The organism is Xanthomonas theicola (assembly GCF_014236795.1).
GTDB lineage: Bacteria > Pseudomonadota > Gammaproteobacteria > Xanthomonadales > Xanthomonadaceae > Xanthomonas_A > Xanthomonas_A theicola.
In genome coordinates, this window is sequence record NZ_CP049017.1 from 4,325,979 (window position 1) to 4,348,040 (window position 22,062).

20 protein-coding genes and 1 pseudogene are annotated in these 22,062 nt (G+C 71.2%); 10 read left to right on the plus strand and 11 right to left on the minus strand.

Translation table 11 applies throughout. The features are described 5' to 3' along the window. Nucleotides 1-24 precede the first annotated feature (24 nt). The 7 genes from tsaC to G4Q83_RS20275 form a co-directional block, all read right to left on the minus strand. Entirely contained in the window at nt 25-585 is a 561-nt protein-coding gene (gene tsaC, locus G4Q83_RS20245) for an L-threonylcarbamoyladenylate synthase type 1 TsaC (protein WP_128419970.1), read from the minus strand. 322 nt (nt 586-907) lie between these two features. Continuing rightward, a complete protein-coding gene (locus G4Q83_RS20250; RefSeq protein ID WP_128419969.1) occupies nt 908-3,388 on the minus strand; it encodes a DNA topoisomerase I in 2,481 nt (826 codons plus the stop codon). A 271-nt stretch (nt 3,389-3,659) separates the two neighbouring features. Beyond that, complete coding sequence (locus G4Q83_RS20255; protein WP_128419968.1) at nt 3,660-4,580, minus strand: RDD family protein; 921 nt, start codon at nt 4,578-4,580, stop codon at nt 3,660-3,662. Between the two features lie 39 nt (nt 4,581-4,619). Next, the gene (locus tag G4Q83_RS20260) at nt 4,620-5,183 is read right to left on the minus strand and encodes a pilin (protein WP_246432183.1); all 564 of its coding nucleotides are present in this window, start codon (nt 5,181-5,183) and stop codon (nt 4,620-4,622) included. A 165-nt stretch (nt 5,184-5,348) separates the two neighbouring features. Beyond that, nucleotides 5,349-5,822 (minus strand): DUF494 family protein, encoded by a 474-nt coding sequence (locus G4Q83_RS20265; RefSeq protein ID WP_010340686.1) that lies wholly within the window; start codon nt 5,820-5,822, stop codon nt 5,349-5,351. Nucleotides 5,823-5,865: 43 nt separating this feature from the next. Next, nucleotides 5,866-7,026: a DNA-processing protein DprA gene (gene dprA / locus G4Q83_RS20270; RefSeq protein WP_128419967.1), complete on the minus strand. Its 1,161-nt coding sequence runs from the start codon at nt 7,024-7,026 to the stop codon at nt 5,866-5,868. An 81-nt stretch (nt 7,027-7,107) separates the two neighbouring features. Then, nucleotides 7,108-8,244 carry a LysM peptidoglycan-binding domain-containing protein gene (locus tag G4Q83_RS20275; protein ID WP_128419966.1) on the minus strand — a complete coding sequence of 379 codons (1,137 nt, stop codon included), beginning with the start codon at nt 8,242-8,244 and terminating at the stop codon, nt 7,108-7,110. Between the two features lie 138 nt (nt 8,245-8,382). Between G4Q83_RS20275 and def the strand changes: the two genes are divergently transcribed. The 8 genes from def (at nt 8,383) to G4Q83_RS20315 (ending at nt 17,396) form a co-directional block, all read left to right on the plus strand. Beyond that, nucleotides 8,383-8,895 (plus strand): peptide deformylase, encoded by a 513-nt coding sequence (def, locus tag G4Q83_RS20280; protein ID WP_128419965.1) that lies wholly within the window; start codon nt 8,383-8,385, stop codon nt 8,893-8,895. 108 nt (nt 8,896-9,003) lie between these two features. Beyond that, nucleotides 9,004-9,927 carry a methionyl-tRNA formyltransferase gene (gene fmt, locus G4Q83_RS20285; RefSeq protein ID WP_128419964.1) on the plus strand — a complete coding sequence of 308 codons (924 nt, stop codon included), beginning with the start codon at nt 9,004-9,006 and terminating at the stop codon, nt 9,925-9,927. A 16-nt stretch (nt 9,928-9,943) separates the two neighbouring features. Beyond that, nucleotides 9,944-11,263: a 16S rRNA (cytosine(967)-C(5))-methyltransferase RsmB gene (gene rsmB, locus G4Q83_RS20290; protein WP_128419963.1), complete on the plus strand. Its 1,320-nt coding sequence runs from the start codon at nt 9,944-9,946 to the stop codon at nt 11,261-11,263. A gap of 25 nt (nt 11,264-11,288) precedes the next feature. After that, nucleotides 11,289-13,004, plus strand: coding sequence for an ArnT family glycosyltransferase (locus G4Q83_RS20295; RefSeq protein ID WP_128419962.1), 1,716 nt, complete (start codon nt 11,289-11,291; stop codon nt 13,002-13,004). 55 nt (nt 13,005-13,059) lie between these two features. After that, nucleotides 13,060-14,097, plus strand: coding sequence for a glycosyltransferase (locus G4Q83_RS20300; RefSeq protein ID WP_128419961.1), 1,038 nt, complete (start codon nt 13,060-13,062; stop codon nt 14,095-14,097). A 50-nt stretch (nt 14,098-14,147) separates the two neighbouring features. Next, entirely contained in the window at nt 14,148-15,443 is a 1,296-nt protein-coding gene (locus G4Q83_RS20305) for an O-antigen ligase family protein (protein WP_128419960.1), read from the plus strand. An 82-nt stretch (nt 15,444-15,525) separates the two neighbouring features. Next, nucleotides 15,526-16,359: a glycosyltransferase family 2 protein gene (locus G4Q83_RS20310; protein WP_128419959.1), complete on the plus strand. Its 834-nt coding sequence runs from the start codon at nt 15,526-15,528 to the stop codon at nt 16,357-16,359. Next, nucleotides 16,359-17,396: a CDP-glycerol glycerophosphotransferase family protein gene (locus tag G4Q83_RS20315; protein WP_128419958.1), complete on the plus strand. Its 1,038-nt coding sequence runs from the start codon at nt 16,359-16,361 to the stop codon at nt 17,394-17,396. The genes G4Q83_RS20310 and G4Q83_RS20315 overlap by 1 nt, the downstream gene beginning before the upstream one ends. Nucleotides 17,397-17,415: 19 nt before the next feature. Here G4Q83_RS20315 and G4Q83_RS20320 read toward each other — a convergent pair whose 3' ends face one another. The 3 genes from G4Q83_RS20320 to ribA form a co-directional block, all read right to left on the minus strand. After that, complete coding sequence (locus tag G4Q83_RS20320) at nt 17,416-18,918, minus strand: PH domain-containing protein (RefSeq protein WP_128419957.1); 1,503 nt, start codon at nt 18,916-18,918, stop codon at nt 17,416-17,418. Further along, complete coding sequence (locus G4Q83_RS23820) at nt 18,915-19,493, minus strand: PH domain-containing protein (RefSeq protein WP_246432184.1); 579 nt, start codon at nt 19,491-19,493, stop codon at nt 18,915-18,917. The genes G4Q83_RS20320 and G4Q83_RS23820 overlap by 4 nt, the downstream gene beginning before the upstream one ends. 148 nt (nt 19,494-19,641) lie before the next feature. After that, entirely contained in the window at nt 19,642-20,766 is a 1,125-nt protein-coding gene (gene ribA, locus G4Q83_RS20330; protein ID WP_128419956.1) for a GTP cyclohydrolase II RibA, read from the minus strand. Between the two features lie 277 nt (nt 20,767-21,043). Between ribA and G4Q83_RS20335 the strand changes: the two genes are divergently transcribed. Further along, nucleotides 21,044-21,565, plus strand: coding sequence for a GNAT family N-acetyltransferase (locus G4Q83_RS20335; protein ID WP_128419955.1), 522 nt, complete (start codon nt 21,044-21,046; stop codon nt 21,563-21,565). Between the two features lie 12 nt (nt 21,566-21,577). On the opposite strand, the gene G4Q83_RS20340 is transcribed toward G4Q83_RS20335, so the two are convergent. Further along, on the minus strand, nt 21,578-21,913 hold the full coding sequence (locus G4Q83_RS20340; RefSeq protein WP_128419954.1) for a transposase: 336 nt from the start codon (nt 21,911-21,913) through the stop codon (nt 21,578-21,580). A 17-nt stretch (nt 21,914-21,930) separates the two neighbouring features. On the opposite strand from G4Q83_RS20340, the pseudogene G4Q83_RS20345 reads away from it, so the two are divergent. Continuing rightward, nucleotides 21,931-22,062, plus strand: a pseudogene (locus G4Q83_RS20345) (putative DNA modification/repair radical SAM protein); the annotation flags it as partial.

Below are 22,062 nucleotides of genomic sequence, written 5' to 3' on the forward strand. Positions count from 1 at the left end.
ACCGGGCGGGCAACGGCAACGCGCTCAGGCGCGCAGGATCTCGCCGCTGAGCGCGTCGCGGATCGGGGTGGGCTGGGTCAGGTCGCCGGTCTGCCCGTCGACCACGCCATCGAGCAGCGCCAGCAGCTGCGGGTCCAGTTCGCCGCGCTGCCGTGCCGGCGGCTCGCCGCCGCGGTTGGCGCTGGTCGACACCAGCGCGCCGCCCCAGGCGCGGCACAGGGCGGCCACCTGCGGATGCGCGCTGATTCGCACGGCGATGCTGCGGTGTGCGCCGGTGACCCAGGACGGGGCCAGCGCCGCGGCCGGCAGGACCCAGGTATGCGCCCCGGGCCAGCTGGCCAGCACGTCGGCCAGACGCGCCGGCGGCAGCGCCGACAGCGCGAGCAGCGGGCGCAGCGGCTCCAGTTCGGCGGCGACCACGATCAGGCCTTTTTCCACCGGCCGCTGCTTGATCCGCAGCAGCCGGTTCACCGCCGCCGCGTCGTACGGATCGCAGCCCAGGCCCCAGACCGCCTCGGTCGGATAGGCGATGACCCCGCCCTGCTGCAGGACGGCGACGGCTTGGCTGAGCGACAGGTCGGTCATGTTCGCATGATGTGGCAGGCCGTCGCTTTGCGGCAACGCCGGGGGCCGGGGTTGGGGATCGTGATTCGGAGCGGCAGGAGCCGCGCGCGCGTTCCCGCCTGTCCCGGGTTCGATTGCCGTTGGGCGGCACGGAGGGTACGAGGACGAACGTGGCGTGCAGGCCGCGGCGGCCGCGGTTGATCCAGCCCTGCAGCGGTGCGGCCGAAGCGACGGGTGGAACGGCGATTGCGATAGGCGCGGTCGCATCGCCTGGCGCGATGGCCAATAGGGCGTTCGGCGTCGCTCCTGCGGCTGTCGCTTCCGCAGGAGCGGGGATGGTGGCTCAGGCGCGCTTGGCCACGGCCTTCTTGACCACTTTCTTGGCGGCTTTCTTCGCGGTCTTCTTGGGGACCTTCTTGACCGCCTTCTTCGCCGCCGGCTTGGCCGGGGCGGCGGCCTTCTTGGCCGCGCTCTTCTTCGGCGCGGCTTCCTTCTTCGCGGCGGCCTTCTTGGCGCCGAAGCCGCGCCGCGCCGGCTTGCCGGTCTCTTCCAGCAGCTTCTGCACCTCTTCCAGGGTCAGCGTGGCCGGTTCGCGATCCTTGGGGATCTTGCCGTTGAGCTTGCCGTCGCTGATGTACGGGCCGAAACGGCCGTTGAGCACCTGGATGTCGCTGCCGGAGAATTCCTTGATGATGCGGTTGCGCGCGATCTCTTCCTTCTCTTCGATCAGGAACACCGCGCGCGCCAGGTCGATGGTGTACGGATCGTCTTCCTTCTTCAGCGAGGCGTAGACGCTGCCGCGCTTGGCGAACGGACCGAAGCGGCCGATGCCGACGCTGACGTCCTGGCCCTTGTCCTGGCCCAGGGCGCGCGGCATCAGGAACAGCTCCAGCGCATCTTCCAGGGTGATGGTGTGCATGCTCTGGCCCGGCCGCAGCGAGGCGAACCTGGGCTTGTCCTCGGCATCCTCGGCGGTGCTGCCGATCGCCGCGTACGGCCCGAACCGGCCCAGGCGCACGCTGACCGGCTTGCCGGTCTTCGGGTCGGTGCCGAGTTCGCGCGCGCCGGTGGCCTCGGAGCGGTCCACCGATTCCTTCTTCTCCTCGACCAGTTCCTTGAACGGGCCCCAGAACTTCTGCATCAGCGGCTGCCATTCCTCCTCGCCGCGCGACACCGCGTCCAGCTCGTCCTCGAGCCTGGCGGTGAAGTCGTAGTCGACGTAGCGGGTGAAATGGCCGGACAGGAACTTGCTGACCGCGCGGCCGACGTCCGCCGGGCGGAAGCGGCGCGCGTCCAGTTCCACGTACTTGCGGAACAGCAGGGTCTGGATGATCGAGGCATAGGTCGACGGGCGGCCGATGCCGTACTCCTCGAGGGTCTTGACCAGCGAGGCTTCCGAATAGCGCGGCGGCGGCTCGGTGAAATGCTGGTCGGCGTGGATGCGGTCCAGCGGGATGCGGTCGCCGGGCTGCATCGGCGGCAGCTTGCGGCCCTCGTCCTCGTCCTCGGCCGCCTTCTGGTCCTTGCCTTCCTCGTACACGGCCAGAAAACCCGGGTCGATCACCGTGGTGCCGCTGGCGCGGAAGCTGTGCGCGTTGCCGGCGGCCAGCTCCACGGTGACGGTATTCATCGTCGCCGGCACCATCTGGCAGGCCACCGCGCGCTTCCAGATCAGCTCGTACAGGCGGCGGCCGTCGTCGTCCAGGTACCTGGCCATCTGCGCCGGGGTGCGCAGCGCGCTGGTCGGGCGGATCGCCTCGTGCGCTTCCTGCGCGTTCTTGGACTTGGTCTGGTACATGTTCGGCTTGTCCGGCAACGCGCCGGTGCCGAAGTCGCGCGCGATCACGTCGCGGATCTCGGCCAGCGCGTCCTGCGACAGGTTCACCGAGTCGGTACGCATGTAGCTGATCAGGCCGACCGTGCCGTCCTCGCCCAGGGTCACGCCTTCGTACAGCTTCTGCGCCACGCGCATGGTGCGGCTGGTGGTGAAGCCGAGCTTGCGCGAGGCCTCCTGCTGCAGGGTGGAGGTGGTGAACGGCGGCGCCGGGCGGCGCTTGCGTTCCTTGCTGGCCACGTCGGTGACGTGCAGCGCGCCTTGCGCGGCCTTCTGCAGGCGCATCCGCGCGTCTTCGGCGGTGTCGCCGTCGGTGATGGTGAACTGCTCGAACTTCTGCCCGTCGAGCTTGACCAGCTTGGCCGCGAACGGCTGCGACGGATGCAGGCAGTCGGCGCCGATGCTCCAGTATTCGCGGGCGACGAAGGCTTCGATCTCCTCCTCGCGCTCGACGATCATGCGCAGCGCCGGCGACTGCACGCGGCCGGCGGACAGGCCGCGCTGCACCTTGCGCCACAGCACCGGCGACAGGTTGAAGCCGACCAGATAGTCCAGCGCGCGCCGCGCCTGCTGCGCATCGACCAGGTCCACGGCGATCTGCCGCGGATTGGCCATCGCCTCCTTGATCGCGCGCGGGGTGATTTCGGTGAACACCACCCGGTGCAGCGGCTTGCCCTTGAGCAGTCCGCGTTCCTTGAGGATCTCGGCGATGTGCCAGCTGATCGCCTCGCCCTCGCGGTCCGGGTCGGTCGCCAGATAGATGTCGTCGGCGGCCTTGGCGGCCTTGGCGATGGCTTCGACGTGCCGCTCGTTCTTTTCGATCAGCGCGTAGCGCATCGCGAAGCCGTCGTCCGGGTCCACCGCGCCCTCTTTCGGGATCAGGTCGCGCACGTGCCCATACGAGGCCAGGACGTGGAAGTCCTTGCCGAGGTATTTGTTGATCGTCTTGGCCTTGGCGGGCGATTCGACGATGAGCAGGTGCTTGGACATGGTGGGCTGGGCTTCGATGGGCGGGGCGGGCGCCCTGGGGGCGGTAGGGTGGCGCAATTGCTGTGGTTAGTGAAGCGTTGCGGTGTTCAGAGAAGCCGACGCCCGGGGCAGGCACCCCGGGCGTTCGGCTGCGTCTCTTTATTATTAGTGGACATGTCCGGCGGCGGCTGTCAAGCGCCGCTGCGCGCGATGCCGGAAAATGCGCATGCTTGCGAGGCCCTACCGACTTCCGTTCTTCGGGTCCCGGGTCCCCGGTCCCGAATCCCGGCCTTCAGTGCCAGTTGCCGCTGGCCGCCACGCCGATCAGCAGCAGCACCGCCAGCAACACCACGACCATCAGCACCCCGAACAGCGACAGGATCACCACGGTGACCGTGCCCAGCTTGCGCTGCTGCCATTCCGGGTGGTCGGTATAGGCCCACTTGTCCACCACCAGGGTGTCGCAGAGCATGTCGTGCAGGGCCTGCTTGCGCTCGGTGAAGGCGGCCATCAGGAAGCCGATGAAGATGGTCAGGCTGCTCAGCAGGAAGCCGAAGTAGCGGCCGATGCCGCGGCCGACGCTGATCCGGCTGCCGTCGCTGCGCACCACCTTGATGCCGACCGCCATCTTGCCCAGCGTGGCCTGCTTGGTCGAGGCGTGGAACAGGCCGAAGTACAGCGCCGACATCGCCAGCGGCATCATGTACAGCAGCACCAGCATCAGGATGCCGCCGATGGTGCTGGGATCGGGGCGGCGGCCGCCGAAGCCGAGGAAGCCCAGCATCGCCGCGAACTGGATCACCTGCGACACCACGCCGACCAGCACGCCGTCGATCAGGTAAGCGGCGGTGCGCTTCCAGAAGCCGGCCTGCACCACTTCGCCGCTGGCGACCGGGCGCGGCGCCTCGCTCGGCACGGTACTGGGGGCGGTATACGGCGAATAGGCCTCGCTGTCCGCCGCCGGTGCGGCCCAGGCCGCCGGCAATGCCGGCGCAGGCGGCACCGGCGCCGTGACGGCGGGGTCGGCGCCCGGCGTCCGGGCCAGGTCCAGTTCGTCGACGAACTCGGCCAGCGCACGCCATTCGCTGAGGCCGTCGCGCCAGACCAGCGTGGTCAGGCCGAGTTCGCCGCGCTGGAAGCGTTGCTGCAGTTCGCCGGCCGGCATCGGTCCGTGGCGCTGCTGCGCAGCGTCGGCGTAGTACCACTCACTCATGACCTGTTCCTCAGGGTTGCGATCGAAATCCGTTTCCGCTCAACCGCCGCGGCAGTGCGCAGGCAGATAGCGGTCTTCCAGCTCGGAACTGCAGGTCCAGACCGCAGCCTGCACATCGTAGTCCAGCCACAGCGTCTTGCCATCCAGCTTGGCCTGCCCGGGCGCGTGCAGCGTGGCTTCCAGGCCGCAGTGGCCATTGTCGAATCGGCCGACGCGCACCTGCGCGACGGATCGGCTGGCGTAGCTGCGCCCGTCGCCGAAGCCGCTGTCGCCGTTCACCGGGCAACGCCCCTGCCGCGCGGCGAAGCGGGCGATCTGCGCCTCCAGCGGCGCCAGGCTGCCCGACCGCCGCCGCCACCTTGGTGCGCCGTGCGTACGGCTGATACGTGGGCGCGATGGCGGCGAGGAGACCGGCCACCCGCCAGCAGCGCCACGCCCAGCGCCAGCGTGACGATCGCGCTGATGCCGCAGCCGGACAAGACGTTGCGCGGCGGTCGCGCCGTCGCCGTGCTGGGGCGCAACGGCCGGTGGCGGCAATGGCGGCGGCGTGGCGGCCAGCCCCAGTTCGTCGGCGAGCGCATGCAGCGGCTGCCATTCGGGCATACCGTCGCGCCAGACCGGGGTGTTGAGGTCCAGGACCCGTCGCGTAGCCGTTGCAGCAGCTCCGCCATGCTCAGCGGGCCGTGCCGGTCGCGGGCCGCGCCGGCGTCATACCAGGCGCTCAGGACGGGGTCTTGTTCGTGCATCCGTGCATGGCCCTTCAGTGCATCAGTGCACCGGTTCCGGTTCGTCGACGAACATCTGCGTTTCCATCCACGCGTAGGCCGCCTCGGCGCCGGGTTGGTTGAACAGCACCATCAGTACCACCCATTTCAGGTCGTCCAGGTCCAGTTCGTCCTGGTCCAGCGCCATCGCCCGGTCCAGCACCAGCTCGCGCTGGTCGCTGTCGAGGATGCCGTGTTGTTCCAGGAACAGCAGGAAGCCGCGGCATTCCACGTCGAGTTTGTCCAGCTCCGGGCCATGGTAGATGCGGATCGGGCCGTCGATGCGCGGCTGCGCCACGGCCGGGCGCTGGTCGGCCAGGGCATCGAGCCAGTCGAACGCCTTGCTGATCTCGGTGGGGCTGAAGCCGGCCTGGATCAGGCCATTCTGGAGGGAGTCGCGATCGCGGACCGGGTCCGCGTCTTCGCTGAAATAGTGTTCGAACAGGTACAGCAGGACATCCAGAATGCTCTCTTTCATTGCCCCTCGGCCTGCGTCGCTAGACGCTGTGGAGGTGAAGAAACTAGGGTTTGCGGGTGTAACGACCGCATTCGACCGCCACGTCGCCATCCAGTTCCATGGCCAGCAGCATGGAGGACAGTGCCGCGGCCGTCAATCCGGTGCGCGCGATCAACGAATCCATACAGATGGGGTCGTGGCCCAGCGCCTGCCACAAGCGCTGGTAGTCGGGATCGGGGAGTGGCGGGGCTGCGCCGATGCCGTCGGCGGTCCCTTCAATGGGGGCGCGAAGGCGCCCGCGCAAGGCGTCGGCCAGTTCCGCGGCCAGCGGGGCGACCCCGGCCAGGACCTCCTCGGCACGCTCGACCAGCCCGGCGCCGTCGCGGATCAGGCGGTGGCAACCGCGCGCCAGCGGGTTGTGGATCGAGCCGGGCACCGCGAACACCTCGCGCCCGGCCTCGGCCGCCAGACGCGCGGTGATCAGCGCGCCGGAGCGGGCGGCGGCCTCGATCACCAGCGTGGCCAGCGCCAGCCCGGCGATGATCCGGTTGCGCGCCGGGAAGTGGCCGGGCCGCGCCGGGGTGCCGGGCGGATGCTCGCTGACCACCGCGCCGCGTGCGGCGATGCGCTCGCGCAAGGCGGCATGCTGGCGCGGATAGGCCAGGTCGGCGCCGGTACCGACCACCGCCACGGTGAGCCCGTCCTGGCGCGACAGCGCCGCCGCATGCGCGGCGGCATCGACGCCGGCGGCCATGCCGCTGGTCACCGCAAGCCCGGCCGCGGCCAGGGCCAGGGCGAAGTGGTGCGCGTTGTCGCGGCCGCCCGCGCTGGGCGAGCGGCTGCCGACCACGGCCACCGCCGGATGCCACAGCGCCGCCGGGTCGCCTTCCAGGTACAGCGCCAGCGGCGGGTTGGGCGTGCGCAGCAGCAGAGCCGGGTAGTCCGGATCGTGGCAGCCGATCAGGTACCGGCGCGGCCGCGCCAGCCAGGCCAGTGCGGCATCCAACGTGGCGCGTTGCGGACGCTGCAGCGCCGCGATTTGCGCCGGTTCCAGCCCGGCGGCGTGCCAGGCGGCCGGGCCGGCGGCGAGCACGGCGGCGGGGCTGCCGCAGCGTTCCAGCAGGCGCTTGCGCGGGGCGCTGGCGCCGCCGGCCAGCGCCAGCGTCAGCAAGGCGGGATCGGCGGCGCCGGTGCCGGAACAGGCGGGGCTGGGCAAGGCGGACATCGGCACAGGCTAGGCCGCAAACGCGGACGGCGCCCTCGGGCGCCGTCCACTGCGGATGTAGGGCTAGCCCGCGCGCGCGGGTCAGTGCGCGTCCGGGTGCTTGACGTCGTAGCCGATCCGGCTCGGCTTGACGCCCTTCATCACCAGCGCATAGCTGACCTTCTCGAAGGTACGGAACACCATCGCGTGCGCAGCGTACTCGTCGGGCAGGGCCACGGTGCCGGCGCCACCGGCGAAGCTGTCGTCGGCGCGCGAAGTGTCGGGCTGGCGCATGCGGTCGTTGACCCGGGTGCCATGGCGCCACAGCGAGACCACGGTGCCGTTGTCGATGCCCTCGCGGCGGCCGCCGGAGATCGCGATCACGTCGCGCGGGCCGGCGGCGCTGAACGCATCGGCCACCGCCAGCACCCGCAGCCCGGCCCCGAGCGCCTGCGCCGACGGTGGATGCGGGACGAACTGCAGATCGTACGGCTGCGCCTCGACCGCGACTAGCCGGTCGCCGGCGCGCACTTCGCGGGCGCTGTCCTGCAGCAGCAGCAGCGCAGTGGCCTGCCTGCCGTCGGCGGCGACGCGGGTGACGGTGCCGACGTTGACCTGGGCCAGTTCGTAGCCCAGCGTCTCGCGGCGCTTGTCCGGCGGCACAAAGGTCTGCCACAGGTTGCCGGCGCCCGGGGTGCTGCGGCCCTCGGCGTTGAGATCGTCGCTGAGCTTGGGCAGCACGTAGTGCACGGTCGGGCGGACCACCGCGTAGCGTTGCCCGGTCTGCGGGGCGCTGAGGCCGGTCACGTAGACCAGCTGCCCGGCAGTGGCGCGCATCCGGTTGTCCTCGACGCCGACCACGTAGGGCAGGCCGTCGATGCTGTCGACCACGCGCAGGTTCTTCAGGAACGGCTCGACGTCCGCCAGCGGGATCGCGTCGATCGGCGCGTCCTGGCGCGGGCCGGGCTCGACCGTGGCGTGCGCCACGCGGTCCAGGTAGGCCAGGCTGAGCACGTCGCCCGGATAGATCAGGTGCGGGTTCTGCACCTGCGGGTTGGCCTGCCAGATCTCCGGCCAGAGCCACGGCTTGCCGAGGAAGCGCCCGGCGATGTCCCACAGGGTGTCGCCCTTGCGCACCACGTAGGTGTCGGGATGTTCGGCAGCCATGCTCGCGGAAGCGGCATAGGTCGCCACGGTGAGCATCGTCGCGACGACGACCGTACGGAGTCGATTGAACATGAGGGCGGAGCCTGATTCCCCAACAGGTGGGCGCACTATAGTCCACAACCCAGGGCGCGGCGCAAGCGTTCGCGCCAGAACGCGGTAGAATCCTTGGGCCTTGCCGAATGATCCGGCGCCCCCATTCTGGGTACCGCTATGGCCCTGCTCTCCATCCTTGAGTTTCCCGATCCGCGCCTGCGCACCAAGGCGCTGCAGGTCGACCCCAACGAAGTGACCACGGCGGCGTTCCAGCGTCTGCTCGACGACATGTTCGACACCATGTACGACGCTCCCGGCATCGGCCTGGCCGCCACCCAGGTGGACGTGCACCAGCGCTTCATGGTCATCGACGTCAGCGAGGAAAAGAACACCCCGCAGGTGTTCATCAACCCGCAGATCGTGCAGCGCGACGGCGAGCAGGTGTGCCAGGAGGGCTGCCTGTCGGTGCCTGGCATCTATGCCGACGTGACCCGTGCCGGCACCGTCGCCGTGCGCTACCTGGACCGCCAGGGCCAGCCGCAGGAACTATCCAGCGACGGCCTGCTGGCGGTGTGTGTGCAGCACGAGATGGACCACCTGGACGGCAAGCTGTTCATCGACTACCTGTCCCCGCTCAAGCGCGAGATGGTGCGCAAGAAGCTGGCCAAGGCCCGCAAGCACGTGGCCTGAAGGCCGGGCTTGGGGATTGGGGCTTGGGGATTGGAAAGACCGGTTCTCCTCCCGGTCGTCGACCCCCGGCCTTGCGAATCCCCAATGCCCAATCCCGAACCCCGCCCAATGAAAATCGTCTTCGCCGGTACGCCGGACTTCGCTGTGCCGTCGTTGCGCGCGGCCGCGCAACGCCATGAAGTGGCCGCCGTCTATACCCAGCCGGACCGCCCCGCCGGCCGTGGCCGCGGGCTGACGCCGTCGCCGGTCAAGCTGGAGGCGGTGGCGCGCGGCATCCCGGTGCTGCAACCGGACACGCTGCGCTCGCCGGAGGCGCTGCAGACGCTGCGCGCGCTGCAGCCGGATCTGATGGTGGTGGTGGCCTACGGGCTGATCCTGCCCAGAGCGGTGCTGGCGATCCCCACCCATGGCTGCTGGAACGTGCACGCTTCGCTGCTGCCGCGCTGGCGCGGTGCGGCGCCGATCCAGCGCGCGATGGAGGCCGGCGACGGCGACACCGGGGTATGCCTGATGCAGATGGAGGCGGGCCTGGATACCGGGCCGGTGCTGCTGTCGCAGCGCACGTCGATCAGCGACAGCGAGACCGGCGGGCAGCTGCACGACCGCCTGGCCGCGCTGGGCGCGCAGGTGCTGGCCGACGGCCTGGGCCTGCTGCGCGCCGGCATCCGCCCGGTGCCGCAGCCGCAATCCGGCGCCGGCGTCACCTACGCGCACAAGCTGGACAAGGCGCAGGCGCGGCTGGATTGGCAGCAGCCGGCGGCACAGCTGGCGCGGCGGGTGCGCGCGTTCAATCCGTGGCCGATCGCCGAAGCGGTGCTGGCCGGCGAGCGGGTGCGCATCCACGCTGCGGTGGCGCTGGACCTGGCGCATGCGCATGCGCCAGGCACGGTGCTGGCTGCGTCCAAGCAAGGCATCGATATCGCCTGCGGCCAGGGGGCGCTGCGCCTGCGCGTGCTGCAGCGCGAAGGCGGCAAGGCGATCACCGCCGCCGACTACCTCAACGCCCGGCGCGACCTGCCGATGCTGGCCTGAACCGGGACGGGCGGCGATGACCACGACGCCTGCCGCCGCCCTGCCGCCCGGCGTCGCGCCGCGGGTGGCCGCGGCGCGCGTGCTGGCTGCGGTGATCGACCGCGGGCGTTCGCTGAAGGCCGAGCTGGGCATGGCGCTGCCGGCGCTGCCAGACCCGCGCGACCGCGCCCTGGTCGAGGCGATCTGCTTTGCGGTGCTGCGCCGGCGCCCGGCCTACGAGGCCGCACTGCGGCTGTGGCTGCAGAAGCAGCTGCCGCAGCGCGACGGCGAACTGCGCGCGCTGCTGATGGCCGGCTTCGCCCAGCTCGACGTGCTGGGACTGGCGCCGCACGCGGCGCTGTCGGCGACGGTGGAGGCGGCGCGGGCGCTGGAGCGGCCGCGCCAGGCCGGCATGGTCAACGCGCTGCTGCGCCGCGCGCAGCGCGACGGGCTGCCGGCGGTCGCCGCCGACGCGGGCTGGCCGCTGTGGCTGCGCACGGCGGTGCGCGCCGATTGGCCCGAACAGGCCGAGGCGATCTTCGCCGCCAGCCAGCAGCCGGCCCCGCTGTGGCTGCGCGCGAACCGCCGGCGCGGCACGCGCGATGCTTACCTGCAGCGGCTGGCCGAGGCCGGGATCGCCGCGCAGGCGGTGGCGGACCTGGCCGATGCGATCCGCCTGGCCGACTCGGTGGCGATGAGCGCCTTGCCGGGCTTCGCCGATGGCTGGGTGTCGGTGCAGGACGGTTCCGCCCAGCAGGTCGCCGACGTGCTGGCGCCGACGCTCGGCGCGCGCGTGCTGGACGCCTGCGCCGCGCCCGGCGGCAAGTCCGCGCACCTGCTCGAGCGCGACCCGACGTTGCGCCTGACCGCGCTGGACGTGGACGCGCGCCGCCTGGCGCGGGTGCGCGAGACTTTCGAGCGGATCGGCGCCGGCGCGCAGGCGCTGCTGCAGGTCGCCGATGCGGCGCAGCCGGACGGCTGGTGGGACGGGGTGGGGTTCGATGCAGTGCTGCTGGACGCGCCGTGCTCGGCGACCGGGATCGTGCGCCGCCAGCCCGACGTGCTGCTGCATCGGCGCAGCGAGGACGTGGCCGCGCTGCAGGCGTTGCAGGCGCGGCTGCTGGACGCCGGCTGGCGGGTGCTGCGCCCCGGCGGCGTACTGGTCTACGCCACCTGTTCGTTGCTCAAGGACGAGAACCAGCGGCAATTGCAGGCGTTCCTGGCGCGTACCGCCGATGCGGCGGCCGAGGATCCCGGCGCCGCCTGCGGCCACCTTGCCGGCGGCGGGCGCCAGCGCCTGCCCGGCGAGCAGGATCGCGACGGCTTCTTCTATGCGCGGTTGCGCAAGACGGCGTGAAGCGGCCCCGGTATCATCCCCTCCCATGCTGAAGACCCGCGCGTCCCGAGAGTTCTGGTTGCTGGCCATCCTGGCGTTGCTGGTGCTCGGCGCCGGCCTGGGGCTGCGCGATCCGCATCCGGCCGACGAGCCGCGGTTCGCGTTGGTCGCCAAGCAGATGGTGGACAGCGGCAACTGGCTGTTCCCGCACCGCGGCACCGAGATGTACTCGGACAAGCCGCCGATGCTGATGTGGCTGCAGGCCGCGTTCTACACCCTGTTCGGCAACTGGCGGGTGGCGTTCCTGCTGCCGTCGCTGCTGGCCGGCCTGGGCACGCTGGCCTGCGTGTACGACCTCGGACGGCGCCTGTGGACCCGCCGGGTCGGCATGTATGCGGCGTATGCGCTGCTGTTCGCGTTCCACTTCACCTACCAGGCGAAGAAGGCGCAGATCGATCCGTTGGTGGTGTTCTACATCACCCTGGCCAATTACGGCCTGTTGCGTCACCTGCTGCGCGGGCCGGATTGGCGCATGTGGGCGCTGGGGTGGCTCGCCGCCGGCCTGGGCACGATCACCAAGGGCGTGGGCGTGCTGGCGCTGCTGATGCTGCTGCCGGCCGCGGCGGCGTCGCTGGCGCACTGGCGCGGCGCCAGGATCGGGCTGCGCGATCCGCGTTTCTGGCTGGGGCCGCTGGCGTTCCTGGGCGCGGTGTCGGTCTGGCTGGTGCCGATGGTGACCACCGCGCTGTCGGCGCACGAGCCGGAGTACCGCGCCTATCTCAACGACATCCTGTTGCGGCAGACCGCCGGCCGCTACGCCAAGTCCTGGGACCATCCGCACGGACCGCTGTATTTCCTCGGGGTGATGCCGAGCATGTGGCTGCCGCTGCTGCTGGCCTTGCCGTGGGCGGTCCCGGCGTGGATGCGGCGCCTGCGCCGGCGCGATCCGCGCTACCTGCTGCCGCTGGCATGGTCGGCGCTGGTCGTGCTGTTCTTCTCGATTCCCACCGGCAAGCGCGACGTCTACATCCTGCCGGCGCTGCCGATGCTGTGCCTGGCGATGGCGCCGCTGATCCCCGGGCTGCTGCGCAGGACCGGGGTCAAGCGGCTGCTGCTGGCGTTGGCCGTGGTGTTGACCGTTGCCCTGGGCGGCATGGGCGCGGCGATCCTGGCAGGACACGGCTTGCGCGCGCGGATGATGGAGGCGCGCGGGGTCGATCTGCAGACCATCCAGGCCCTGGCCTGGATCCTGCTGGCGATCGGCCTGTGGGGCATGGCCAGCCTGGCGGCGTTCGGGCGGCGCCGTCCGGAACTGGCGCTGGCGTCCCTGCTGACCATGCTGTGGGCGCTGGCCGGGCTGCTGGTGTACCCGCTGATCAACATGTCCAGTTCCGCGCGCGGGGTGATGGAGGCGGTCGGCCGCCGCATCGGCCCGGAGGCGGAACTGGGCCTGGTCGCGTGGAAGGAGCAGAACCTGCTGATGGCCGATCGCGCCGCCGCCACCTTCGGCTTCGTGGTGCCGTGGGACGAGCAGTTGCGGCGTGGTGTGGCCTGGCAGGCGCAGGTGCCGCAGCGGCGCTGGCTGCTGGTGCAGGAAGCGGCCATGCTCGGCTGCATCGACCGCCGCGCCAGTACCCTGGCCGGGGTGTCCAACCGCCGCAACTGGTGGCTGGTGCCGGCCAGTGCCGTGCATGGTCGATGCGTGGTCACCACCCGCGACCGCGATCTCCTGCGCGAGCAGGACAAGGATCGCTTCGAGTGAGCCGCGGCTGCACCTTCCGCGGCAGTGCCAATGCCGCGCAGGCGGGAAGCGGAGCATGCCGATGCGTCTGATCCGGGTCATCAGCCGCGACAATGGCGGCGGCCTGAGCCGCGACCTGCACCTGGTCGCCGAGACGCTGCGCAGCAGCGGCCGCTACCGGGTGGAAGTGCTCGGTTTCGGCACCGTGCGCGTGGTCAACCGGCTGCACGAACTCGGCCTGGCCCTGCGCAGCCTGCTGCGCGGCCGCGCCGACCTGCAGATCTTCCTGGAGCGGGTCTATCCGCGCTGCCTGGGCGCCGGCCGCCGCAATGCGCTGGTGCCCAATCCGGAATGGTTCCTCAGCAAGTGGCTGCGCTGGCTGCCGCGCTTCGAGCGGGTGCTGTGCAAGACCGGCCAGGCCCACCAGCGCTTTGCCGCACTGGGTCCGGCGGCGACGTTCATCGGTTTCTGCAGCGACGACTGCTACCGCCCGGAGGTGCCGCGCGAGCGCGCCTGCCTGCACGTGGCCGGGCGCAGTTCGGCCAAGGGCACCGCGGTGCTGCTGCGGGCCTGGGCGCGGCACCCGGAATGGCCGCGGTTGACGGTGGTGCAGAGCACGAAGAAATCGCGCCCGATCGAGGCCGAAAACATCGGCTACCTGACCGGCTACCTGGGGCAGCGCGAACTGCGCCGGCTGCAGAACGCGCACCGTTTCCACCTTTGCCCCTCGGAGGTCGAGGGGTTCGGCCACTACATCATGGAAGCCTTGAGCGTCGGCGCGGTGGTGATCAGCACCGACGGTGCGCCGATGAACGAACTGGTGAGCGCCGAGCGCGGCGTGCTGATCGATCCGGTCGGCGAGCGCGAGGACAACCTCGGCGTGCGCTACCAGGTGGATGTGGCCGGCATCGAGCGCGCGATGGCGAAGGCGCTGGCGCTGGCGCCGATGCAATGCGATGCGCTGGGCACCGCGGCGCGGACGTTCTTCGAGATGCGCCAGCGCGAGTTCGGCGAGCGCCTGCAGGCGGCGGTGGCCGACCTGCTCGGCGACGCGCCGGCGCCGGCCGCGCCGGCGCCGGCCGGCGCCGAGCGCGTGCAGGTCAGGCCGGGTTAGGGGGAGCCCTTGGATCATCGCCCACCACTCTCTCTCCGTCCGTCCCGCAGATGAGCGAAGAAGCCACGTCGCACCGCGCTACGCCGCTATTGTCCGCCTTGCATCGCCACACGCTGGCCGAGTGGGGCGCGGCGCTGGGCCTGCTGTGTCTGCCGGCGCTGGCGGTCAGCATTCCGCGCGGGCTGCTGCCGTTCGGCCTGCTGCTGCTGGCGACCAGCCTGCTGGCGTTGCAGCGCATGCGCCGCGCGGCGGCCGGGCTGCAACCGTCGCTGCGCTGGCTCGGCGTGCTGGCGCTGCTGGTGATCGGGTTGTCGGTGTGCTCCTTGCTGTACTTCGGCCAGGCGCCGAAGGACATCGACAACCGCACCCGCTTCCTGGTGCTGCCCTGGGCCGCGCTATGGGTCTACGCGCTGCGTCCGCCGCGGCAGTTGCTGTGGTGGGGAGCGCTGCTGGGCATCGTCGTCACCCTGGCGTTGGCGATCGCGCAGGTGCTGCAGGGCCTGCCGCGCGCCGAAGGCTGGACCAACGCGATCGTGCTCGCCGACGTGGTGCTGGTGCTGATGGTGGTGGCGGTGTTCTGCCGGCCGCACGGGCATCGGCCGTGGACGATCGTCGCCCTCGTCGCCGGCTGCGCGACCATCCTGCTCAGCGGCAGCCGCGGCGTGTGGCCGGGCATGCTGTTGCTGCTGGTGGTGACTGCGCTGTGCCTGCGCTGGCGCAGCGGCGGCGCGCGGCTGGTGATCCTGGGCGTGCTCGCCGCGCTGGCGGCGGTGCTGGTGCTGAGCGTGCCGGCGCTGACCCGGCAGACCCGCCTGGTCGAACTGCATCACGACGTGCAGCGGTACGAACGCGGCGACAGCGATTCCTCCGCCGGCGCGCGCATCGAGCGCCTGCAGGTGGCGGCCGAGACCTTCGTCGAGCATCCGCTGGTCGGGGTCGGCGTGGGCCGCTTCGACAACGCCATGCGGCGGCTGCCGGATTGCCGCGGCGCCTGGGTGCAGCGCTGCCATCTCGGCCATGCGCACAACGACCTGGCCGAATGGAGCGCGACCCAGGGCCTGCCCGGCACGCTGCTGATCGTGATGATCTACGGCGTGCCGCTATGGCTGCTGGTGCGCCTGTACCGGCGCCGCCCGCACCGCGCGTTCCATGGCCCGGCCGCGGCCGGGATCATGGTCGTGGCCGTCTACATCCTGTGCGGCATGACCCAGTCGATGTTCGCGCACCAGGTCACCACCGGCTTCTACGTGTCCCTGGTCGGCGTGCTGATCGGGCTGGCGGCCTGCGATGCCGAGGCGCCGCGCTGGCGCCTCGGCGCCGCTGAAGGCGCTGCCGGAAGCCGGTAGACTGCCGATCCCGCACTGCCGGCGGGCGCGGCGCCGCCCGCCGCCCGCCGGTCTTGCTCCGCTCTTCCGGATACCGAGCGCCATGGCCGATGCCGCCGCGACCACCCTGCCGCTCAGCCTGGTGGTGATGACCTACAACGAAGCCGCCAACATCGCGCGCTGCCTGGACAGCGTGCCATTCGCCGCCGACAAGCTGGTGGTGGACTGCGGCAGCACCGACGCCACCGCGGCGATCGCCCGCGCGCACGGCGCGCGCGTGGTCGAGCAGGCCTGGCTCGGCTTCGGCGCGCAGCGCAACTTCGCCTCCACCCAGGCCGCGCACGATTGGATCCTGGTGCTGGACGCGGACGAATTCCTGTCCGAGGCGCTGCGCGACGAATGCCTGGCGCGGCTGCCGCAGTTGCTGGCCCAGGACCGGCTGGACGCGGTGTGGCTGCGCCGCAGCACCTGGTACATGGGTGCGCCGATGCGCTGGTACCGGCCGATGGTCGGCGAACGCCTGGCGCGGCTGTACCACCGCGGCCGCGCGCGCTGGAGCGATGCGCCGGTGCACGAGTCGCTGCGCTTCGACGGCGCCAGCGCCGAGTTCGCGCCGCCCTTCAACCACCTGCACAACCCAACCCTGGTGCACAAGCAGCTGAAGGTGCTGCGCTACGCCGAACTGAAGGCGCTCGGCTGGCGCGACGGGCGCAAGCCGCTGAGAATGTGGCAGAGCCCGTTCGTCTTCGTCGGCGCCTTCCTCAAGGACTACCTGCTGCGCCTGGCGCTTTTCGATGGTTGGCGGGGTTTCGTGGTGGCGCAGACCGCGGCCAGCTATGCGCTGTACAAGCGCATGCGCTACTACGAAATGCAGTACAACCCCGTCTCGGTGGAACAGGCGCGGACGCAGCTGCAACGGCACGATCTGGAGCACTGATGAGCAAGCACTACCTGCTGTACGGGTCCGAACGCTATGCGCTGGCGATCCTGCGCCCGCTGCAGGCCGCGATCCGCGCGCGCGGCGACCAGGCGGCGTGGTTCTTCGACGGCCCCGGCGCCGCCGATCTGAGCGCCGCCGAGCGCCACCTGGCCACGGTCGAGGAGGTGCTGGCGTGGAATCCGTACGCGGTGATCACCTCCAGCAACGCGGTGCCGCATTTCTTCCCGGGGGTGAAGGTCGAGACCTTCCACGGCTTCGACGCCGGCAAGCCGCGGCACATCTACGTGCGCGGTTTCTTCGATCTGTATTGCACGACCGGCCCACGCGATACCGCCGCGTTCGCCGCGCTGGCGCGCAGGCTCGGCCACTTCGCGGTGCGCGAAACCGGCTTTCCGAAGATCGATCCGTTCATGCGCGAGATCGGCGGCGGGCTGGCGCCGCTGCGGCAGCCGCCGGTGATCCTGTACCACTCGACGTTCTCGCCGTCGTGGAGCGCGGCCGGCATCCTCTACGACGAGGTGCGGCGGCTGTCGCGCAGCGGCGAGTGGCGCTGGATCGTGACCTTCCATCCGAAGATGGATGCGGATGTGGTGGCGCGCTACCGCGCGCTGGAAAACGACTACCTGCGCTTTGCCGACAACGACAACATCCTGGAACTGTTCCCGCAGGTGGACATGATGTGCTCGGACACCTCGTCGGCGCTCAACGAGTTCCTGCTCACCTACAAGCCGGTGGTGACGTTCAAGAACCGGCGCCCGGGCCCGCAACTGATCGACATCGACGATCCGGCGCAGTTCGAGCCGGCAATTCGCCGCGCGCTGGCGCGGCCGCCGGCGCTGATGGCGGCGATCCGCGACTTCGCCGACGGCCTGCATCCCTATCGCGACGGCCGGTCGAGCGAGCGCGTGCTGCGTGCGATCGACGACTTCGTCGCCGAGGGCGCGCGCAATCGGCGGCGCAAGCCGTGGAATGTCTGGCGCAAGCTGAAGATACGCCGGCGCATCGGTTACTGGGGCCGCGGCGCGCACCGCTGAGCGTCGCCGCGGGCGGCCGTCACCAACGCAGCCGGCGCCGCGCCAGCGCCAGGCCCAACTGCCGGTAGACCGCCTGCGCCTCGGCCGCGGGCAGCAGGCGCAGCCGCAGCGCTGGCGAACCGGGATCGGCGCCGGCGGTATCCAGCCACAGCGTGGCGGTACCGCAGCAGCGGTCCAGCGGCGAGCGGGTCAGCCGCAATGCCTGCAGCTTGTCGATCTCCGCCAGTCGCCACCAGCGCGTCCACCAGCCGCCGCGTACCGCCACGTAGCGCGTGTCCAGCACATAGCCCATGCGCTGCGTCTGGCGCCATGCCTTGAACGCCGACCACGGCAGCCACAGCAGCGACAGCGCGGCCCAGGCGCCGAACGGCCGCCACAGTCCGGCACAGGCGAGCGGGACCAGGCACAGCGCCGGCAGGCACAGCCGCCACCAGTTGCGCGCGGCGACCGCATGCCACCGCGCTGGCGGCCACGCGATCTGCGGCAGCAGCCGCTGCAGCAGCGCATCGCAAGCGGCCGGGGGCGCCAGCGGCGCCAGCGCCTTCAGCGCGCGGCCATGCTCGCCCTGCGATTCGCTCGCCGCGGTGTCGATGTGCAGGCTGCGCCGGCGCAGCAGGCGGTGCAGCACGCCTTCGTGCAGGGTCCAGGCCTGGATGCGGCGCCGCGCCACGCTGCTGCGCAATCGCGCCAGCAGGCCACGTTCCACGGTCAGGCGGCGCTCGCTCTCGCTCAGCCGGAAGCCGTGGTACTGCAGCAGCGCCAGCGCCACCGACAGCAGGCGCATGCCCAGCAGCAGTGTCGCCAGCATCAGCGCCAGGGTCAGCGTGCCGGCCATCCAGTCCAGTTGCAGATGGCTGGCGTAGCCGAACACCTGCCGCCCGTAGTGCTCGATCGCGTTGGCGACCATGCGATCGGGGAACAACTGGTAGGTGGCGCCGAACGCGGCCACCACCACCACCATGCCGCGGTTGGAGATCAGCCCCTGGCGCAGCACCTCGGCGATGGGCAACACCAGCAGCACGTCGCTGGCCGGGGCGGTGTCCATGGGTGCCGCCCCGGCCAGCGCGCGGTGGCGGATCTGCCGTTCCAGCGCCAGCGCCTGGTCCAGCCGCAGCACCCGCATCTCCGCTTCCGGCTTGGCCCCGCCGGCCGACTCCAGGCGCACCTCGGCCACGCCGAACAGGCGGTGCAGCAACGACTGGTGCACCGCCACGTTGTGGATGCGCGCAAACGGGATCTCGCGCAGGCTGCGCCGCAGCCAGCCGCTGCGGATGCTCAGGCTGTCGCGGCCGATCCGGTAGTGGTAGGTGAGGTAACGCAGCAGCGAGGCGGCGATCAGCGCGCTGCCCACCGCCAGCATCAGCAACTGGTCGGCATGGTCGTTGCGGCCGTCGCGACCGCCGAACAGCGCCAGCACCAGCAGCGGCAGCAGGAACTGCTTGAGGTGCTGCAGCAGCACGAACAGCCACGACCAGGGATGCAGGCGGCGGACCGCGCCCTCCTCGTCCAGGGCCGCGCTCACAGCGCGTCGTCGTCGTGGTCGAGCTGATGCGCCAGGCGCTCGCGCAGGCGTTCGGCGTCGGCCTGGTCCAGGCCCGGCACCGCCACCACGTTGAGCCGGGTGCCGGCGGTATGCACGACCAGCGTGGACAGGCGCACGACGCGCTCCAGCGGACCCTGGCGCAGGTCCAGGTGCTGCACGCGCGAGATCGGGACGCGCACTTCGCTCTGCCACCAGCGCCCGCGGCGCAGTGCCAGGCCCTGCGCGTCGAGCCGCCAGCGGATCAGGCGATGGCGCTTGAACGCCATCCAGGCCCCGCCGGACGCGCCGAGCGCCGCGGACGCGGCGCCGAACGACAGCGCCGGCCCGCTGCGCAGGGCGACGCCGACGATGGCCGCGCCGATCAGCACGCCGATGCCGAGCAAGCAGCCGCTGCCGAACGCGGCCAGCCAGGCGCCGCGCGCCGGCAGTCGCTGCCAGCCGTCCTGCGCGCAGTCGGCTGTTCCCGTGTCGACCGCGGTGGCGTCGACGGCCGCCGCCGGCGCCGTGGCGCCGCGCTCGGCGGTGGGGGGATCCGGGAAGGGCGTTGCGGTCACGGTGGCTCTCGGAACGATGGGCGGGCGGGCGCGCCGGCGGGCCGCATGGGCTGCGATCGTAACGCGGGCGCCGCCCGCTGTGCGCCGCCGACGGCCGAGCCGGGGCCTGGCGCGATCGGCGCCACGCCCGACGGCGACGCCGCGGCGGTCAGCGCGCGGCGTGAATCAGCGCGTCCACGTCGAGCGCATGGCCGGCGCGGGCGGCCTTGGTGCGCAGGTAGCGCTCGTTCTCGGCGGTGATCGCGCCGGTGACCGGGATGCGCTCGACCACGTCGATGCCGGTGGCGCGCAGGCGCTCGGCCTTGGACGGGTTGTTGGTCAGCAGGCGCACGCGCCGGATGCCGAGTCCGCGCAGCATCGCCGCCGCGCTGCCGTAGCGGCGCTCGTCGGCGCCGAACCCCAGTTGCGCGTCGGCGTCGATGGTGTCGAGCCCGTCGTGCTGGTAGCCATAGGCGCGCATCTTGGTGGCGATGCCGGTGCCGCGGCCCTCCTGGTCCAGATACAGCAGCACGCCACCGCCGAGTTCCTTGAGCTTGGCCAGGCCACGCCGCAACTGGTCGCCGCAGTCGCACTTGAGCGAGCCGAACAGGTCGCCGGTGAGGCAGGAGGAGTGCACGCGCACCGGCACTGCGGCGGACAGGTCGGGCTGGCCGATCACGATCGCGACCTGGTCGCGCTGCGCCACGCCGCCGCGGAACACCACGAACTCGCTCGGGCCCAGGTCGCGCAGCGGCACCTGGGTACGGGTCACCAGTTCGTAGCCGCCGGCCGCGGCCATCGCGCAGCCGTGTTCCAGGTCCTCCAGCTGCAGCGACTGGCAACCCTGGAAGGCGCTGGCGTCGCCGCCCAGGTCCACCGCGACCATCGCCGGCAGCAGCAGGCCCAGGCGCGCGATCTCCACCGCGCCGGCATCGAGCGCATCGCCCGGGGTCCATTGCGCCGGCGCCTGGCTGTCGCGCAGATAGGCCAGCGCCGCCAGCGCGTCGTAGGACAGGCCGGCGAGCGCGATGCGTGCGCCCTGCGGCGCGGCCAGGCCCAGGACCTGCGCCCGGGGGGGGGTCAGGAACAGGTAGTGCCGTTGCGCCGCCGCCTGCACGAAGCTCAGATAGGACTGTGCGGTGCTGCTGTCCAGCGCCATCACCGCGCGCGCATGGCCATGGCGGTCCGCGATGACCACCGGGCGGCCGGCGCGCAACTCCGAGGCCGCGCGCTCGCTGCCGATCGCGGCGGGATCGCCGAAGGCATGCACGGAGGTGGGGGCGGGACTGCTCATGCACGACTCCAGATGGGGGATCTGCCGCGCCACTTCAAGGCCGGCCGGCAGCGCGGCCGGCACGCTGCGCCGCGGCGGCCATTGTCGCGTGGTTTGGCGCCACGGGCATCGGGACGATGCGACGCATGGTGCGCCGCCGCGGCCGGCGCCGCCGGCGAGCGTGGGCGTGCGCCCGCCCGGCCATGGCCGCGCGCGCCGGCAACAGCGCGGCGCCGGGCATGTGCAACCGCGGCCGATTCGTTTCCATTACGCTGCAACCGGTTTCCAGGACTCCCCCATGCGCCTCATCGAATGCACCGAGCAGCGCCATGCCGCCGCGATCCTGGAGATCTTCAACGAGGCCATCGTCCGCTCGACCGCCCTCTACGATTACCGGCCGCGCCCGCCCGAAAGCATGGTGGGCTGGTTCGCGACCAAGCGCGCCGGCGGCTTCCCGGTGATCGGGATCGAGGACGCGGCCGGCACCCTGCTCGGCTTCGCCAGCTACGGCACCTTCCGCGCCTGGCCGGCGTTCAAGTACAGCGTCGAGCATTCGGTCTACGTGCACTGCGAACATCGCGGCAAGGGTCTGGGCCGGCGCTTGCTGCTGGCGCTGGTCGAGGCCGCGCAGGCGCGCGGCGTGCACGTGCTGGTGGGTGGCATCGACGCCAGCAACGCCGGCAGCATCGCCCTGCACGAGCAGTTGGGCTTCGTGCACGCCGGCACCGTGCGCGAGGCCGGCTTCAAGTTCGGGCGCTGGCTGGATCTGGCCTTCTACCAGCGCATCCTCGCCAGTCCGGCGGTCCCGCACGACGACTAGATGATTTTCGATTTATTTATTTACGTATCGGCATGAAGCGAAATCGTTGGAGCATTGGTGAGACGTCAACACATCCAGTCGCGTGCCGATCTCGGTCCACAAGGCATCCACGGTTCGCTTGGCGTCTTTGCGTAAAAGGGCCTTGCGCTTGGAGAACATCTTCTCGATCGGATGGAGGGCGGGCGGATGCGGTGGCAAGTAGAGCAAGGTGGCGCCGAGCGCTTCGATCGCTTCCCTGACACCGGCCGCTTCGTGGCATGACAGGTTGTCGGCGACCACGATGTCGCCCGGGCACAGGGTCGGGCACAGACGCCTTTGGATATAGGCGAGAAAAGCAGCGCCATTCATTGGACCGTCCCATCCCCATGCCGATGAAGAAGGTGTTGCCGTTCGTCAGTGTGGTGGATCATCATCATCCGCGGCGGCGCTTGGACGATCCGCAGTGGTTGCGGGCGCAGTTGGCGCCGGCGCCTGGACAGGGTGGGTTGTTTGATTGA